The 16,038-nt window shown below is 44.2% G+C and carries 17 protein-coding genes; 16 read left to right on the forward strand and 1 reads right to left on the reverse strand.

The features are described 5' to 3' along the window. Window positions 1–28: 28 nt before the first annotated feature. From I4V84_RS10110 to ftsZ, 4 genes are all read left to right on the forward strand, one after another. Window positions 29–1,111 carry a putative peptidoglycan glycosyltransferase FtsW gene (locus I4V84_RS10110; RefSeq protein ID WP_195991852.1) on the forward strand — a complete coding sequence of 361 codons (1,083 nt, stop codon included), beginning with the start codon at window positions 29–31 and terminating at the stop codon, window positions 1,109–1,111. A 58-nt stretch (window positions 1,112–1,169) separates the two neighbouring features. Then, complete coding sequence (gene murA, locus I4V84_RS10115; protein WP_195991854.1) at window positions 1,170–2,438, forward strand: UDP-N-acetylglucosamine 1-carboxyvinyltransferase; 1,269 nt, start codon at window positions 1,170–1,172, stop codon at window positions 2,436–2,438. Between the two features lie 6 nt (window positions 2,439–2,444). Then, window positions 2,445–3,551 (forward strand): cell division protein FtsQ/DivIB, encoded by a 1,107-nt coding sequence (locus I4V84_RS10120; RefSeq protein ID WP_243243585.1) that lies wholly within the window; start codon window positions 2,445–2,447, stop codon window positions 3,549–3,551. A gap of 229 nt (window positions 3,552–3,780) precedes the next feature. Further along, window positions 3,781–4,944 (forward strand): cell division protein FtsZ, encoded by a 1,164-nt coding sequence (gene ftsZ, locus I4V84_RS10125; RefSeq protein WP_330382736.1) that lies wholly within the window; start codon window positions 3,781–3,783, stop codon window positions 4,942–4,944. 137 nt (window positions 4,945–5,081) lie between these two features. Here the strand turns inward: ftsZ and I4V84_RS10130 are convergent, their stop codons facing one another. Beyond that, window positions 5,082–5,402 carry a DUF1540 domain-containing protein gene (locus tag I4V84_RS10130; protein ID WP_173718142.1) on the reverse strand — a complete coding sequence of 107 codons (321 nt, stop codon included), beginning with the start codon at window positions 5,400–5,402 and terminating at the stop codon, window positions 5,082–5,084. 474 nt (window positions 5,403–5,876) lie between these two features. On the opposite strand from I4V84_RS10130, the gene infC reads away from it, so the two are divergent. From infC to I4V84_RS10185, 12 genes are all read left to right on the forward strand, one after another. Then, window positions 5,877–6,371 carry a translation initiation factor IF-3 gene (gene infC, locus I4V84_RS10135; protein WP_118578206.1) on the forward strand — a complete coding sequence of 165 codons (495 nt, stop codon included), beginning with the start codon at window positions 5,877–5,879 and terminating at the stop codon, window positions 6,369–6,371. An 88-nt stretch (window positions 6,372–6,459) separates the two neighbouring features. Continuing rightward, window positions 6,460–6,657, forward strand: a complete 198-nt coding sequence (gene rpmI / locus I4V84_RS10140; RefSeq protein WP_117850817.1) for a 50S ribosomal protein L35 — start codon at window positions 6,460–6,462, stop codon at window positions 6,655–6,657. A 40-nt stretch (window positions 6,658–6,697) separates the two neighbouring features. Continuing rightward, the gene (gene rplT, locus I4V84_RS10145; protein WP_117850812.1) at window positions 6,698–7,054 is read left to right on the forward strand and encodes a 50S ribosomal protein L20; all 357 of its coding nucleotides are present in this window, start codon (window positions 6,698–6,700) and stop codon (window positions 7,052–7,054) included. Between the two features lie 351 nt (window positions 7,055–7,405). Continuing rightward, window positions 7,406–7,534 (forward strand): hypothetical protein, encoded by a 129-nt coding sequence (locus I4V84_RS20145; RefSeq protein ID WP_255610517.1) that lies wholly within the window; start codon window positions 7,406–7,408, stop codon window positions 7,532–7,534. Between the two features lie 48 nt (window positions 7,535–7,582). Further along, the gene (locus I4V84_RS10150) at window positions 7,583–8,743 is read left to right on the forward strand and encodes an ABC transporter substrate-binding protein (protein ID WP_118578207.1); all 1,161 of its coding nucleotides are present in this window, start codon (window positions 7,583–7,585) and stop codon (window positions 8,741–8,743) included. Window positions 8,744–9,134: 391 nt separating this feature from the next. Then, window positions 9,135–10,019 (forward strand): branched-chain amino acid ABC transporter permease, encoded by an 885-nt coding sequence (locus I4V84_RS10155; RefSeq protein ID WP_118578208.1) that lies wholly within the window; start codon window positions 9,135–9,137, stop codon window positions 10,017–10,019. A gap of 10 nt (window positions 10,020–10,029) precedes the next feature. After that, on the forward strand, window positions 10,030–11,103 hold the full coding sequence (locus I4V84_RS10160) for a branched-chain amino acid ABC transporter permease (protein ID WP_118578244.1): 1,074 nt from the start codon (window positions 10,030–10,032) through the stop codon (window positions 11,101–11,103). Window positions 11,104–11,105: 2 nt separating this feature from the next. Then, on the forward strand, window positions 11,106–11,864 hold the full coding sequence (locus tag I4V84_RS10165; RefSeq protein ID WP_148461141.1) for an ABC transporter ATP-binding protein: 759 nt from the start codon (window positions 11,106–11,108) through the stop codon (window positions 11,862–11,864). A gap of 13 nt (window positions 11,865–11,877) precedes the next feature. Further along, a complete protein-coding gene (locus tag I4V84_RS10170; protein ID WP_118578210.1) occupies window positions 11,878–12,588 on the forward strand; it encodes an ABC transporter ATP-binding protein in 711 nt (236 codons plus the stop codon). 218 nt (window positions 12,589–12,806) lie between these two features. Continuing rightward, on the forward strand, window positions 12,807–13,424 hold the full coding sequence (locus tag I4V84_RS10175; protein WP_148461142.1) for a cytidylate kinase-like family protein: 618 nt from the start codon (window positions 12,807–12,809) through the stop codon (window positions 13,422–13,424). A 275-nt stretch (window positions 13,425–13,699) separates the two neighbouring features. Then, window positions 13,700–14,512 (forward strand): polysaccharide deacetylase family protein, encoded by an 813-nt coding sequence (locus I4V84_RS10180; RefSeq protein WP_226815908.1) that lies wholly within the window; start codon window positions 13,700–13,702, stop codon window positions 14,510–14,512. Window positions 14,513–14,660: 148 nt separating this feature from the next. Beyond that, the gene (locus I4V84_RS10185) at window positions 14,661–15,983 is read left to right on the forward strand and encodes a replication-associated recombination protein A (protein ID WP_148461143.1); all 1,323 of its coding nucleotides are present in this window, start codon (window positions 14,661–14,663) and stop codon (window positions 15,981–15,983) included. The last annotated feature ends 55 nt before the right edge of the window (window positions 15,984–16,038 follow it).

Below are 16,038 nucleotides of genomic sequence, written 5' to 3' on the forward strand. Positions count from 1 at the left end.
AGGCATGGGACGTCAGGAGCAGATCTCTATGATCCGGGAGCGAAAGAAAGAAACGAAAACAGACACGGTCTTACTGATCCTTGTGCTGCTTCTGGCAGTATTCGGACTGGTCATGCTGTTTTCCATCAGTGAATATAATGGCAGAGTACGTTTCGGCGACTCTGCCTATTATTTTAAAAAGCAGCTTTTTGCAACAGCTCTGGGCCTTATGACCATGTACATAGTAGCAGAGACAGATTACAGATTCTTTGTTCGGCTGGCACCGGCTGCTTATCTCTTATCTATGGGACTTTCTACAGCAGTTTTATTTGTAGGACAGGAAATCAATGGCTCCAGAAGGTGGCTGAATTTTGGACCGTTGTCTTTTCAGCCTTCGGAATTTGCAAAAGCAGCAGTGATCCTTTTTCTCACCTGGCAGATCCAGGGAAGCAAAAGGACTACAGCTGGCTTCTGGTTTATGTGCAGGACAATGCTGACACTTCTTCCAATTGTAGGACTGGTAGGCTCCAATAACCTAAGTACGGCAATCATAATCCTTGGAATCGGTGTAATCCTGATTTTTATATCAGATCCGGGATATGCCAGATTTATTGGAATGGGAGTGACTGGTGCAGCAGTGATCGCAGTGTTTCTGGCAGCAGAGAGCTACCGTCTGGAAAGGCTTGCCATATGGCGGAATCCGGAGAAGTATGAAAAGGGTTTTCAGACCATTCAGGGACTTTATGCTATTGGAAGCGGCGGGCTTTTCGGAAGAGGATTTGGCAGCAGCCTGCAGAAACTGGGATTTGTGCCGGAAGCCCAGAATGATATGATCTTTTCCATTATCTGCGAAGAACTGGGACTGACCGGAGCTTTTTTTCTCATTGGCATATTTGGGCTTCTTATGTGGAGACTGATGGTGATTGCCCTTCACTGCCGGGAACTGCAGGGAACACTTTTATGCGTTGGCATTATGAGCCATATGGCCATTCAGGTGATCCTGAATATTGCGGTGGTGACAAACACCATTCCAAATACAGGAATCACGCTTCCCTTTATCAGCTATGGCGGAACCTCAGTGGTGTTTCTTCTGGGCGAGATGGGGCTGGCTTTGAGCGTAAGCAGAAAATGAAATTTTATCACCAGTCAGAAATATTCGCATACAATAAAAGGTAAGAGGCCCTTTAGGAGTGAATGGCTTGAATGACCGGATTTACATTGAGGGAGGACACCAGCTGAAGGGAAGTATTCGGATACAGGGCTCAAAAAATGCAGCGCTTCCTATGATGGCGGCGTCTCTTTTACATCGGGGAGTCAGTGTGCTCAAAGGCTGTCCGCGGATCGCGGATGTTTTTTGTATGGAGGAAATTCTTCAGAAGCTTGGGGCAGTGACCTGGTGGGAAGACCATGATCTGTATATGGACTGCGAAAATGCCGGTAAATGGTCAGTCCCTTTTGAATTTACAGGGAGGATGAGGTCTTCCGTGATTCTTCTTGGAGCGCTTCTCGCAAGAAATGGGAAAGGAAGCCTTGGTTATCCAGGTGGATGCGTGATCGGGAAAAGACCTATTGATATGCATCTTTTCGTGCTTCGGAAGCTTGGCGCAGTGGTCACAGAGGAACAGGGAGTTTTGATGGCAGAAGCACCTCATCTGCAAGGGGCATTGGTCTCTTTTTCAAAAAGAAGTGTGGGAGCTACCCAGCAAGGCATTTTAGGAGCCGTGCTTGCAGAGGGAGAGACTGTATTGGAAAATTGTGCCTGTGAGCCGGAAATACAGTGGCTTTGCAGGTATATGCGTTCCATGGGAGCAAAAATACAGGGGGATGGAACTTCTGAAATAAGAATCCAGGGAGTTAAAAGCCTGAGTGCCGGGTGCATTCAGGTGCCGCCAGACCGCATTGTGTCAGGAACCTATATCTGTGCGGCAGCTATAACAAGAAGCCAGATCGTTCTTGAAAACCCTCCGGAAGGAGAACTGAAGGCCTTTCTGGAAGTATATAGGAAAATGGGTGGACAATATAAAGGTAACAGTGGTAAACTATTAGTCAATGGAAAAAATGTTCAAAGCCCTGTTAAACTGCTGGAAACGAGTGTTTATCCAGGATTTCCAACAGATCTGCAGTCTCCCGTAATGGCAGTTCTTTCCACCATAGAGGGGGAAAGCTGCATTCGTGAAATGGTTTTTGAAGACCGTTATAAAGCAGCTGACCAGTTGCGGAAAATGGGAGCCAGGATCCGCGTACAGGGAAATGAGGCTGTAATCTGCGGTGTAAAGACTTTACATGGAGCAGCTGTGCAGGCGCAGGAATTAAGAGGCGGTGCGTCCCTGATCCTGGCAGCACTTGGGGCTAAGGGAGTTACCGTACTGGAAGGATATTCTTTTGTACAGCGGGGGTATGAGCATATTTGCCAGGATCTTAATGCGCTGGGAGCAGCAGTAAAAAGGATACAGGAATAACAATATATGAAATCACTGAAAATGAAGTTGATCTATAGAAAACATAAGAAAGCGATTCTGGGTACCCTGGGGGCAGTTCTGCTGGCAGGACTTGTCTTTTTCTTTTCCTATTTTCATGTGACAAAGGTGGAGGTAATGGGAACCTCCCGTTACACGGATGAACAGGTGAAGGAGATGGCTTTGCAGGGGGCTTTTACGGATAATTCCGTTCTTGCAGTTTTGCTCCATTCCAGGGTGGACGTAGAGGGTGTGCCTTTTGTGGAAGGCTTTTATATTACCAGGCTTTCTCATAACAGTATCTGCATCAGTGTCCGGGAAAAGAAGGCGGTAGGCTGCATTCCTTATCTGGACAGCTATATTTATTTTGACAGAAACGGTATTTTTATTGAAAGTTCCCATACAAGGGATGAACTGGTGCCTTTTTTTGACGGCATTGAAGTAAGTCATGTGATCGAAGGGGAGAAGCTTCCAATTAAGGGAAGCTCGGTGCTTACCACTGCGGTGGCGCTGTCAACTATTTTCCAGAAGAACGATGCCATACCGGATCATATTGAATTTGACACTAGTTATCAGATTACCTTGACTTATGGAGATATCCGGGTGATGCTGGGAAAGGACGAGTATCTTGAGGACAAGATGACACGTGTCAGCGCAATTTTGCCCAAGCTTTCCGGCAAAAAGGGAATCCTTCATCTGGAAAATGTAAATGACAATTCCAAGACGATTACCTTCGAGCAGGATCTGGGCGAGGATGGCGTGATTGAGGATGTGGATACTGCGGCTGCTTACGAGAATGCAGTGGCTAACTGGCATGGAGGATATGACCTGGAGGGTGACTATACCGGTGAAGGGGAATATGACCAGAACGGAAACTATGTAGGCTCCAGACCTACTGAGGAGAGCATTGCTGCAAATGGCAGCTGGCTTGGCGGATATATGGAAGATGGAAGCTATACTGGTTATGGACAGCTGGATAAAGATGGAAATTACGTAGGCCCCAATCCCAATGAAACCAGTGAAGATGGAAGCGAAGAGGAGCTTGAAGATTACAGTGAGGACTACAGCGAAGACTATAATGACAGCGGTTATGACGGGTACGATGAAGAATATTAGAGAGTGTCTGAAAATCTCCTGTAAAGGTGATGCACATTTTGCAGAAAGTCTTTTTCAAACACACTCTGAGGAAAATATCGCGTATTTCGCGAAAAAAGTATAAAAAAACAAAATTAGTGGTTGATAAATTCACAAAAAAAATATATGATATAGCTATATGCAGCTTGGTATATATATTTGCTGAAATTAAAGATAAAGGATATAAGGTAGAAATAAAGGAGGAAGTACATTGTTAGAGATAATGTCAAATGAGGCGGAATCCTCTGCTAAGATTATTGTAATCGGAGTAGGCGGCGCCGGAAATAACGCAGTTAACAGAATGGTTGAAGAAGCCATCGGCGGGGTAGAGTTTGTAGGAGTGAATACAGATAAGCAGGCTCTGACTCTGTGTAAAGCTCCAACTGTACTTCAAATCGGTGAGAAAATTACCAAAGGTCTTGGTGCAGGAGCACAGCCTGAGGTTGGACAGAAAGCAGCAGAAGAGAGCATTGAGGAAGTAAAACAGATCATCGAAGGTGCTGACATGGTATTTGTTACCTGCGGTATGGGCGGTGGAACTGGTACAGGTGCTGCACCGGTTATCGCAGCAGCAGCTAAGGAAATGGGGATCCTCACTGTAGGTGTTGTGACCAAACCTTTCCGTTTTGAAGCTAAGACACGTATGAACAACGCACTTGCAGGTATTGAGAACCTGAAGAAAGCTGTTGATACATTAATTGTAATTCCGAATGACAAATTACTGGAGATTGTAGATCGCCGCACAACTATGCCGGAAGCACTTCGTAAAGCAGACGAGGTTCTGCAGCAGGCAGTTCAGGGCATCACAGATCTGATTAATCTGCCGGCTCTTATCAACCTTGACTTTGCTGATGTTCAGACTGTTATGACAGATAAAGGTATTGCACACATTGGTATCGGTGAGGCAAGAGGCGATGACAAGGCTATGGAGGCTGTACAGCAGGCTGTATCCTCTCCGCTTCTTGAGACTACCATCAAGGGTGCTACACACGTTATCATCAACATTTCCGGTGATATTTCCCTTATGGACGCAAATGATGCTGCAAGCTATGTACAGGAGCTTACAGGTGAAGATGCAAATATCATCTTTGGTGCTATGTATGATGACTCTGTTGCTGATTATGCGAGAATCACTGTTATTGCTACAGGCCTTTCTGATAATGCACAGGCATCCAATCCATTTGGAAATAAGGCAAGCAACTCTGTATTTGCCAATAAGAGACCTGCTTCCACTACAGCGTCTGCTGGTGTGAATCTGAACATGCCGTCTTTCAGCATGCCGACTATGAATGCTACACCATTCACAGCGAAGACACCATCCAGCACGGTTCAGAAGAAAGATATCCAGATCCCGGATTTCTTAAGAAACAGATAATGAATGGAAATTAAAAGGCCCTCGCACATTTGTGCGGGGGCTGTTTTTAAATTTGCGGTTATTTTCTGGAATCTGTTTGAAAAATTTTTGCAGAAAGCCTTTTTCAGACACGTTCTAGAGCCTGTTCCAAACACGCTCTAGCACTGGCATTCAAAGGTATCGCATTTTGTTTCGGAACATACTTTTGCACCGCTTCCGGCTACATCAATAGCAGCTGCAGTACATTTACAGTTTTCGTTATAGGTACAGTTGTGGGCTTTGCAGTCAATCTGGATGGTCTCACATCCACAGCTGTTTTTGGCACTGTTCATGGCACCCTGGCTCTTTTCCCGGAAGCTTCCGCAGGATGTTTCTTCAGAACTTTTTGCACTGTCACCCATGACGTTGATTTCCCCTCTGGAACAAAGCATATCTTCATTGTAAGCACAGGTTGTTGCGGAACATTTTAAAATTGTCATGTTTTTTACCTCCTGATTTTGTATGCTTGATTTTGCAAACATTTGCAGTTGTTCAGCAGACCGTATTTCATGAGGGCACTAAACCGCTGCAGCAGTCTTAGTTTTTCCTGTGCCTGCAAAAAATATGCACAAATTTATAAGAAAAAAATTATTAGAAAAAATAAAAAAACATCTTGACTTTCACAATAAGGCATGATATCATACGACAGTACGTGATGAAAAGAAAGCAGAGTTCACTCTCACCTCAGCGCATACTTAGATGCGGCTCGGGTTCATATTGCACAGCAGCGCGTGACTTAGTTCGCGGGTGTAATAGGAGAAGTGTGGATTCTGTCCGCACTTTTTTTATATTTGCGGTGTCAGGTATCAGGCAGGAATTTCTTCCTGCGAAGGGGAATGAGAGTCCAGAAGTTAAAAACTGGATCAGAACAGATCATCTATCAGGTATGGAGGTGCACGACAATTAGCAATTTAATGATTAACGAACAAATCAGAGACAAAGAGGTACGCTTAATCGGACCGGACGGAGAGCAGCTTGGAATTATGTCCGCAAGAGAAGCAATGGCCAAAGCTCAGGAGGCAGAGCTTGATTTAGTAAAGATTGCCCCACAGGCAAAGCCGCCGGTATGTAAGATCATTGATTATGGTAAATATCGCTACGAACTTGCCAGAAAAGAGAAAGAAGCCAAGAAAAAGCAGAAGACCATCGATGTCAAAGAAGTGCGTCTTTCACCAAATATTGATACCAATGACCTGAATACAAAGGCTGGGGCAGCGCGCAAATTCCTTACCAAGGGCGACAGAGTGAAGGTTACTCTTCGTTTCCGCGGAAGAGAGATGGCACACATGTCAAGCAGCAAGCACGTTCTGGATGATTTTGCCGATATGCTGAAGGACATTGCTGTAGTTGAGAAGGCACCTAAGGTAGAAGGCAGAAGCATGACAATGTTTTTAGCACAGAAACACTAGGATGTTGCATTCATTTGGAGAGACACCCTGAGGGTGTCAGGCTGGATGAGGGACATTAAATAGATACGATATTAAGGAGGAAATTACAATGCCAAAAATTAAAACTTGTAGAGCAGCAGCAAAGCGCTTCAAAAAAACAGGAACAGGAAAATTAGTAAGAAATAAAGCTTACAAGAGCCATATCTTAACAAAGAAATCTCAGAAGAGAAAGAGAAATCTCAGAAAAGCTACTGTTGTTGATTCTACTAATGTTAAGAGCATGAAGAAAGCATTACCGTATTTATAAGATATAGCATAGAAGAAGACGAACAGGAGGAAAATAAGAAATGGCAAGAATTAAAGGCGGATTAAACGCAAAGAAGAAACATAATCGTGTATTAAAACTGGCAAAGGGCTACAGAGGAGCTCGTTCCAAACAGTATAGAGTAGCAAAACAGTCTGTTATGCGTGCACTTACCAGCTCCTACGCTGGAAGAAAGCAGAAGAAACGTCAGTTCAGACAGCTCTGGATCGCACGTATCAACGCTGCTGCAAGAATGAACGGATTATCCTACAGCAAAATGATGCACGGCCTTAAAGTTGCAAACATCGACATTAACAGAAAGATGCTTGCTGAGATGGCTGTAAATGATGCTCAGGGATTCGCAGCACTTGCTGAGATTGCTAAGAAAGCAATTGCTTAATTGAAATAAATAGGATATTTGAATGGGAGATGGGTGACCATCTCCTTTTTTTATCCCGGAGTCTGCAAAAAAATCATTCCTGCAATCTGAAGGTCTCACCTTGTGGTTAATTTTGTCCGAATTGATTTTTTAAACACATTCCAATACGAGCATAATACAAAATATGAAATCAGCATGAAAGTATGTCCTACAACGTACGTTTGTACGTCACAGAAACAACATAAACAGAAAAAATTGGTCATTGTAACGGAAATTTCTTTTGCAATTCTAAAAAAACTATAAAATTTTCTATTGCAATCAAAAAAACAGAATGCTATAATCATAACATTAAAGTAGTAAAGAGAAGAAGTTATGGAAGCCAAAGCCGGCTGGGAAACCACCAGTGGGCTTTTATACTATCTCAGTGTTGCAGAACCTGTTCCCAAAATCATTCCTGCAATCTGCATGCCATGTTTTTCGGATATGCCTTGGGCACCATGAGAGGCGAGATGACAGACGCTCTTACATAAATTAAGGAGGAGATTTATTATGAGAAATCTGAAAAAAGTACTCAGCATTACTGCAGCCGCAGCAATGGCAGTATCCACAGTAACACCTGTATCTGTATTTGCAGAGAGCGAGGAAACCTTCAAGATTGGTGTCATCGGACCTATGACAGGAGATTATGCACAGTATGGTAATGGTGTATATAATGCAGCTAAGATCGCAGCAGATGAGATCAATGCAAACGGCGGATTCAATGGATATCAGGTAGAAATCCTTGACGCTGGTGACGATCAGGGAGATCCGGAGAAAGCAGTTAACGCTTACAATGACCTTCTTGACAAAGGAATGCAGATGCTTTGCGGTACTGTTACCTCCGGTGCTTGTATCGCAGTAGGTGCAGAGGCAGCTGATAGTACATTCCTCTTCACACCGTCTGCTACAGCAGTAGACAGCATTACCGCTGGTGACAATGAGTTCCGTATGTGCTTTACAGACCCAATGCAGGGAACGAAATCTGCTGAGTATATTTCTGAGAAAGGTCTTGCTACGAAGGTAGCTACCCTCTACGATTCCATGGCTGATTACAACTCAGGTGTACATGATGCATTCGTTGCAGCCTGCGCTGATTACGGCCTTGAGGTTGTAGCTGATGAAGCATACACAACAGATAACAACACAGACTTTTCCGTACAGCTTGGAAAGATCAAAGACAGTGGCGCTGAGCTCCTGTTCCTTCCGAACTACTATTCTGACAACGCTCTGATCCTTCAGCAGGCTCATGACCTTGGTCTTGACATGAAGATTTTTGGTGTTGATGGTATGGATGGAATCCTGAATGTTGAGAACTTTGATAAATCTCTTGCAGAAGGCGTTATGCTTCTGACACCATTCTCTGCTACAGGCGATGATGAGGCAACTGTAAAATTTGTTAAAGCATATGGCGATGCAAACAATGGTGAGACACCAAATCAGTTTGCTGCAGATACATATGATGTACTTTACGCTATGCAGGCAGCAGCAAATGATGCTGGCATCACACCAGATATGTCAAATGAAGACATCAGTGCAGCAATGTCTGCTTCAATGCTGAATATTACTCTTGATGGTCTTACAGGAGAAGCTAAATGGACAGAAGACGGTGAGTGCGATAAAGCACCTAAGGCTTATGTGATCAAAGATGGCGTTTACGCTTCTATGGAGTAATTATAAGAATAGAGCCATTGTGCCGGTCATACGGCAGAGGCTTTAACCATTTCCCTGATTGCGCAGGGGATGGCCGTTAGCAAGGGGGAGACGGTTACCTGTGGGTCCGTCTCCTTCTTTGCAATTACAGAAATGATTGTTGTTTCAGTCTGATACAACAAACGGACAGGTGGCCTGTCGGCGACATCATGATATAGGAAAGTCAGCTGCCGTCCGGGACATTCATAGTAAATAACTGGAGCGTGTCTGAAAATTTACTTCCGCTTTTTCGTGTCAGAAAGTGACAGGAAGCTTTACAGTGGGAAAAGCCGGGAATGAATTTTCAAACACGCTCGTGAAAAAGAAAAATCAGTTACTATCTACAGTAATAAATCCAGTTAAGAGGTGCATTATGAGTTTTATATCCTATTTAAAAGATGGTATCAGCCTGGGCAGTATCTATGCGATCATCGCTCTCGGCTATACAATGGTATATGGTATTGCAAAAATGCTGAACTTTGCACATGGTGATGTTATCATGGTTGGAGCATTTGTAATTCTTACCGCAGTTACCAAAGCCAGTATGTCACCAATCCTGGCAATCATTCTTTCTGTTGTGATCTGTACTGTTGCCGGTGTTGTCATTGAGGCAGTTGCATACAGACCTCTTCGTAAGGCTTCATCGAATCTGGCAGTTCTGATCACTGCAATCGGTGTCAGCTATCTGCTTCAGAACCTGGCGCTTTTAATTTTTGGCGCAGATGCAAAGAGCTTTGTTCCGGTTATCAATGTTCCGTCTCTGGAGCTGTTTGGCGGACAGCTTACGATTAAAGGTGTTACGATCGTAACAATCCTTGCCTGTATTGTGATCATGGTTGGTCTTCAGCTTTTTGTAAAGAAAACAAAACCGGGGCGTGCCATGCAGGCTGTTTCCGAGGACCGTGACGCCGCACAGCTGATGGGTGTCAACGTAAATGCAACCATTTCCCTTACCTTTGCAATCGGTTCCGGACTTGCTGCAATTGCAGGACTTCTCCTTTGCTCCGCATATCCTACACTGACTCCTTATACAGGCGCAATGCCTGGTATCAAGGCTTTCGTAGCGGCAGTATTCGGTGGAATCGGTTCTATCCCAGGAGCAATGGTTGGAGGAATTCTCCTTGGTGTTATTGAGATTTTCAGTAAGGCCTATATTTCCTCTCAGGTTGCAGATGCAATTGTATTTGCAGTTTTGATCATCGTGCTGCTTGTAAAACCATCTGGTCTGTTCGGCAAGAACATCCAGGAGAAAGTATGAGGTGGCCGATATGAAAAAAAATATGAACAAAACAACAAAAAACAACTTTATTACATATGGCATGGTAATCGCAATCTTCGTTGTGGTACAGATTCTTTCCTCCACAGGAAACCTGTCCAGACTGCTTACCGGCCTTCTGGTACCCATCTGTGTGTACATTATCGCATCTCTTTCCCTGAATCTGGTAGTCGGTTATTCCGGAGAGCTGAGTCTTGGACACGCAGGATTTATGTGCGTTGGAGCCTATTCCAGTGCTCTGTTTTCCCATGTTACCAGTGATGTGCTTCCGTCTGTTCCAAGATTGATTCTTGCATTGCTGGTAGGTGCTGCCGTGGCTGCTGTCTTCGGTGTACTGATCGGTATCCCGGTACTGAGACTTCGGGGAGACTATCTGGCAATCGTAACCCTGGCATTTGGTGAGATTATTAAGAACCTGATCAATATTCTGTATGTTGGTGTGGATGATAAAGGGCTTCACGTTGCAACAAGCGCAGCCAACCTGAAGCTGGATCCAGGCGGAAAACAGATCATCAAGGGTGCTCTCGGTGTTTCCGGTACTGCAACCTTATATAAAGATATTAAGGATTATTTCTTCCTGATCGGTGTGATTCTGGTTCTGGTCGTTCTGTTTATTATCCAGAATCTGGTAAACTCCAGAAGCGGACGTGCCATTACATCTACCCGTGATAACCGTATTGCAGCTGAGTCCATCGGTATCAACGTAACAAAGAATAAGCTGCTTGCATTTACTATTTCCGCTGCAATTGCCGGTGTAGCAGGTGTACTTTATGCCCACAACCTTTCCATGCTGAAGGTTTCTATTTTTGACTACAACATGTCCATCACCATTCTGGTATATGTAATTCTTGGTGGTATGGGAAATCTTCGCGGAAGTATTCTGGCAACGATTGTGCTTTATGCACTTCCCGAGCTGCTTCGTGGATTCTCCACCTACCGTATGCTGATTTATGCAATCGTAATGATCACAATGATGCTTTTCAACTGGGCTCCTGCAGCTAGAGATTTCAGAAGCCGTATTATTGAAAAAATCAAAGGTCACGTGAAAGAAAAGGAGGCAGCTTAATTATGGCAATGTTAGAGGTAAATAATCTTTCCATACAGTTTGGCGGCCTTCATGCTGTAGATAATTTTCAACTGAAAATCGAAAAAGGCGAGCTTTACGGCCTGATCGGACCAAACGGTGCCGGAAAAACAACCGTATTTAATCTTCTTACAGGTGTTTATAAGCCAACAGAGGGAATTATCAAGCTGGATGGTCAGGATATCACCGGAAAAAGTATTATCGATATTAATAAAGCAGGAATCGCACGAACATTCCAGAATATTCGACTCTTTAAAGATATGACCGTACTGGACAATGTAAAGGCTGGTCTGCATAATCATTATAAATATTCTACTTTAACCGGAATCTTAAGACTTCCCAAGTATTTTAAAGTAGAAAAAGAGATGAACGAGCGTGCTATGGAGATCCTGAAGGTGTTTAATCTGGATCAGGAGGCTGGTCTTCTTGCGGGAAACCTTCCTTATGGTAAACAGCGTAAGCTGGAAATTGCCAGAGCGCTTGCCACAGATCCCAAGCTTCTCCTTCTGGATGAGCCGGCCGCCGGTATGAACCCAAATGAGACACAGGAGCTGATGGATACCATTCGGTTTGTAAGAGATCATTTTAATATGACGATCCTTCTGATTGAGCACGATATGAAGCTGGTTGGCGGTATCTGTGAGGAACTGACTGTATTAAACTTCGGACAGGTTCTCTGTCAGGGTGAGACAGCAAAGGTTCTGAAAGATCCTGCTGTTGTTACTGCATATCTGGGCGAATAAGGAGGAAAAAGAAATGGCAATGTTGGAAGTAAAAGATTTACACGTATATTATGGTGTAATCCAGGCATTAAAAGGAATCTCCTTTGAGGTAAACCAGGGCGAGGTCATTGCTTTGATCGGTGCCAATGGTGCAGGAAAAACCACTACACTGCAGACACTTACAGGTCTTCTTTCAGCAAAAGAAGGTTCCGTTGTTTTTGAAGGAAAAGATATTACCAGGGTTCCGGCCCATAAGATTGTTGAAATGGGAATTGCGCATGTTCCGGAGGGACGTCGTGTTTTTTCAGATTTAAGTGTATATGAGAACCTGATCATGGGTGCTTATACGAGAAAAGATAAAGCTGAGATCCAGGAAAGCCTTGCAGGAGTCTATAAAAGGTTTCCGCGACTGGAAGAGCGTAAAGGACAGCGTGCCGGCACACTTTCTGGTGGTGAGCAGCAGATGCTTGCCATGGGGCGTGCCCTTATGAGTAAACCCAGACTGATCGTAATGGATGAGCCATCCATGGGACTTTCCCCAATCTTTGTAAATGAGATCTTCGATATTATCCGTGTGGTAAGTGAAAGTGGTACCACGGTACTTCTTGTAGAGCAGAATGCGAAGAAAGCCCTCTCTATCGCAGATCGTGCATACGTTCTTGAGACTGGTAAGATCACAATGAGTGGAAATGCAAGCGACCTGCTGAACGATGAAGCGGTACAGAAGGCTTACCTGGGTGAATAAAATTTGTAGATCTGACAGCTGATAGGCGACATGTCCGTTTTGTGAACAAAGTTCACAGAACTTTCGGGAATCTGGTGCATCACGAAGCGGTTACTGGACAGGTCGTGAACAGTAAGGTCTTTGGGAAAATAATCTGGTCAGGTGATTTTTATTGTTGTCGGAAAGAATGGAAAAAACAACGCTTCAGGAAGCTGGCCAGTGTAATAAGGAGGAGAGAAATGGACAATTTCGTAATTACAATTGCAAGACAGTACGGAAGCGGTGGACGTACCGTTGGTGAAATGCTTGCGAAGAAATTAGGGATTGGATATTACGACAAGGATATTATCCGCATGGCATCTGAGGACAGCGGAATTCACGAAACTCTTTTTGGAAGAGTAGATGAGTATTCCAGCGCAAAAAAACCGCTTTTCGGGAAGAATGGAATTTACAGCGGTGAGCTGATCTCGCCTCAGAGTAAGGACTTCACCTCTGATGAGAACCTGTTTAATTATCAGGCAAAGATCATCCGTGAACTGGCAGGGAAGGAGTCCTGCGTGATCATCGGAAGATGCTCCAACTATATTTTGAAGGATTATCCAAATGTGCTTCGTGTATTTATTCACGCTGATTGGAATTTCCGAATGGAAAAGGCTGCTGAGAAGCTGAGCATGAGCCAGAAAGAGATCGAAAAATTCCTTCAGAAGGATGACAAACGTAAGGATGAGTATTACCGCAGATTCACAGGTGAGGAATGGAAGGATGCCACTCAGTATGACCTGTGTCTGGATAGCAGCAAGCTTGGATATGAGAAATGCATCGAAGAAATTGAAAATCAGCTGAAGCTGCTGAAATAATAACAGGCTGTGTCACATAGCAGCATATGATGTGAAAACAAAAGGAAGAGCACTGGTGATTTTGAAAGAGATTGCCAGTGCTTTTTAATGTAACAGGAAATTCCGTTTGGATTTCCTGTTACATTAAAAGCCCTACCGGGCAGGATCGCACTGCGGCGGAAAGGTAGTTGTCGCTCGAGGCGACCCGCCGCAGGCGGAGAATCCTGCAAGCAGGATTCTTTTTTACATTTCATAAACATATATTATCAGGAAAGACAGATGTCAGGCGGCGGGATATGAAGGAAAAAAGACATCTGGTGATGTGGGTAGAAGTTATAGCGTTGGCGGTGCTGCTGGCAAGGCTGGAAACTGTGAGAATCCGGGAGAATGCAAAAGAAGTGCAGGAATATACCTGTGCCGGGCGGGAACAGGAAGGTGCGCAGAAGGGGAACGGAAAAAGAGAGGAAAAAACTGTCAGTGACAAAGTGATAGGGGCTAGGAATAGAAGGTCAGAAAAGAAGCTGGAAGATACTTTGGAAAAGAATGTGACGGAAAAGAAAAAAGCAGCTCTGACTTTTGATGACGGTCCTAACAGTAAATATACGCCGCTGCTTCTGAAAGGGCTGAAGGAGAGAGGGGTTCATGCTACTTTTTTTCTCATGGGGAAGAATATTGAGGGAAAAGAGGCCTTGGTGAAGCAAATACAGGAGGAAGGTCATCTGATCGGGAATCATACATACAATCATGTACAGCTGGATAAGATTTCAAAGGAGGCAGCAAAAGAAGAAATTGAGACAACCAACCAGAAAATCTTTGAAATCACAGGTGTGTACCCGGCATGGTTAAGACCGCCCTATGGGGAGTGGCGAAAAAATCTGGATTTTTATGTGGAGATGTTTCCTGTACTCTGGGATGTGGATACTTTGGACTGGAAGAGTAAAAATGTAGATTCGATTATGAAAATTGTGCGGTCGGAAGTGTCAGACGGGGCAGTGATCTTGATGCATGATGCTTACCAAAGCTCAGTAGATGCAGCGCTTCAGATTGTGGATCTTCTGATGGCAGAAGAATATGAATTCGTGACTGTAGAGGAGCTGATATTGCCGTAAAAGATCGTTAAAGATGTTCACTGGTAACGGTAACGCTAACGTTCCGCGAACAGTTAAAAAATAGCTTTATAAACTTGCCTAAATGAGAAATATAGATTATAATTAGAACAAATGTACGGAAAATTACTTTTGAATTGGAGAGAAATACATGGATTTATTTGAATATGCGAAATCCAGGACAATGGAGAATGAATCCCCACTGGCCTCCCGTCTTCGCCCTACGAAACTGGAGGAAGTAGTGGGACAGCAGCACATTGTGGGAAAAGATAAATTACTTTACAGAGCCATCAAGGCAGATAAGCTGACTTCCGTTATTTTTTACGGTCCTCCAGGAACCGGAAAGACCACCTTGGCTAAAGTCATTGCCAATACTACAAGCGCAGACTTTACCCAGATCAATGCCACCGTAGCAGGCAAGAAAGATATGGAAGAAGTGGTAAAACAGGCTCAGAATGCCCTTGGAATGTATGGGCGAAAGACGATTTTATTTATTGATGAGATTCATCGCTTTAATAAAGGACAGCAGGATTATCTTTTGCCTTTTGTGGAGGACGGAACCATCATCCTTATTGGAGCCACCACAGAGAATCCCTATTTTGAGGTAAACGGTGCTCTCCTTTCACGTTCTATTGTGTTTGAGTTGAAGGCACTGGAGATTCCGGAGATTAAAGAACTGCTCCTGCGGGCAGTGAACGATAAGGAAAAGGGCATGGGAAGCTATAATGCGGTTCTGGATGAAGATGCCCTGGAGTTTCTGGCAGATATGGCAGGAGGAGATGCCAGAAGCGCTCTGAATGCCATAGAGCTTGGCATTCTTACTACGCCAAGAGCTTCAGACGGCAAGATTCATATTACTCTGGATGTGGCTTCTGAGTGTATCCAGAAGCGTGTGGTGCGCTATGATAAGGATGGAGATAACCATTATGATATTATTTCTGCATTTATCAAGAGTATGCGCGGCTCCGATCCGGATGCTGCAGTTTATTATCTGGCGAAGATGCTGTATGCAGGTGAAGATGTGAAATTTATTGCAAGACGTATGATGATCCTTGCTTCTGAAGATATTGGAAATGCAGATCCCCAGGCCCTGGTAGTGGCAACCGCAGCAGCCCAGGCAGTTGAGCGGGTGGGAATGCCGGAATCCCAGATCATTCTTTCCCAGGCTGCCGCATATATGGCATGTGCACCTAAGAGTAATGCAGCGGTGAATGCTATTTTTGCAGCAATGGACAGTGTGAAGCGTACCAGGACGACTGTTCCGGCTCATCTTCAGGATGCCCATTATGGAGGGCATGAGAAGCTGGGACATGGAATCGGCTATAAGTATGCCCACGATTATCCAAATCATTATGTAAAGCAGCAGTATCTGCCAGATGAGATCCAGGGAGAGAAATTCTATGAGCTGTCAGATATGGGATATGAGAAGAAACTGAAGGAACACATGAAGTTTATAAAAGAGCATGCAGATTGAAGGAATGATTTTTCAAACACGCGTTGGAATAAATATTGAGTAATTATCAGCAAGT

The sequence above is a fragment of the Ruminococcus sp. 1001713B170207_170306_F1 genome (assembly GCF_015668065.1).
Classification (GTDB): Bacteria; Bacillota; Clostridia; order Lachnospirales; family Lachnospiraceae; genus Blautia_A; species Blautia_A faecis.

Excerpts from the sequence above, each read along its gene's own strand:
- I4V84_RS20145 (WP_255610517.1), top strand. The coding sequence starts at position 7,406 with ATGGAAGCCAAAGCCGGCTGGGAAACCACCAGTGGGCTTTTATACTAT.
- I4V84_RS10120 (WP_243243585.1), top strand. The coding sequence starts at position 2,445 with ATGAAATCACTGAAAATGAAGTTGATCTATAGAAAACATAAGAAAGCG.
- I4V84_RS10175 (WP_148461142.1), top strand. The coding sequence starts at position 12,807 with ATGGACAATTTCGTAATTACAATTGCAAGACAGTACGGAAGCGGTGGA.
- I4V84_RS10185 (WP_148461143.1), top strand. The coding sequence starts at position 14,661 with ATGGATTTATTTGAATATGCGAAATCCAGGACAATGGAGAATGAATCC.
- I4V84_RS10160 (WP_118578244.1), top strand. The coding sequence starts at position 10,030 with ATGAAAAAAAATATGAACAAAACAACAAAAAACAACTTTATTACATAT.
- I4V84_RS10130 (WP_173718142.1), bottom strand. The coding sequence starts at position 5,402 with ATGACAATTTTAAAATGTTCCGCAACAACCTGTGCTTACAATGAAGAT.
- infC (WP_118578206.1), top strand. The coding sequence starts at position 5,877 with ATGATTAACGAACAAATCAGAGACAAAGAGGTACGCTTAATCGGACCG.
- I4V84_RS10110 (WP_195991852.1), top strand. The coding sequence starts at position 29 with ATGATCCGGGAGCGAAAGAAAGAAACGAAAACAGACACGGTCTTACTG.
- I4V84_RS10180 (WP_226815908.1), top strand. The coding sequence starts at position 13,700 with ATGAAGGAAAAAAGACATCTGGTGATGTGGGTAGAAGTTATAGCGTTG.
- I4V84_RS10165 (WP_148461141.1), top strand. The coding sequence starts at position 11,106 with ATGGCAATGTTAGAGGTAAATAATCTTTCCATACAGTTTGGCGGCCTT.
- I4V84_RS10155 (WP_118578208.1), top strand. The coding sequence starts at position 9,135 with ATGAGTTTTATATCCTATTTAAAAGATGGTATCAGCCTGGGCAGTATC.
- I4V84_RS10150 (WP_118578207.1), top strand. The coding sequence starts at position 7,583 with ATGAGAAATCTGAAAAAAGTACTCAGCATTACTGCAGCCGCAGCAATG.
- rpmI (WP_117850817.1), top strand. The coding sequence starts at position 6,460 with ATGCCAAAAATTAAAACTTGTAGAGCAGCAGCAAAGCGCTTCAAAAAA.
- I4V84_RS10170 (WP_118578210.1), top strand. The coding sequence starts at position 11,878 with ATGGCAATGTTGGAAGTAAAAGATTTACACGTATATTATGGTGTAATC.
- rplT (WP_117850812.1), top strand. The coding sequence starts at position 6,698 with ATGGCAAGAATTAAAGGCGGATTAAACGCAAAGAAGAAACATAATCGT.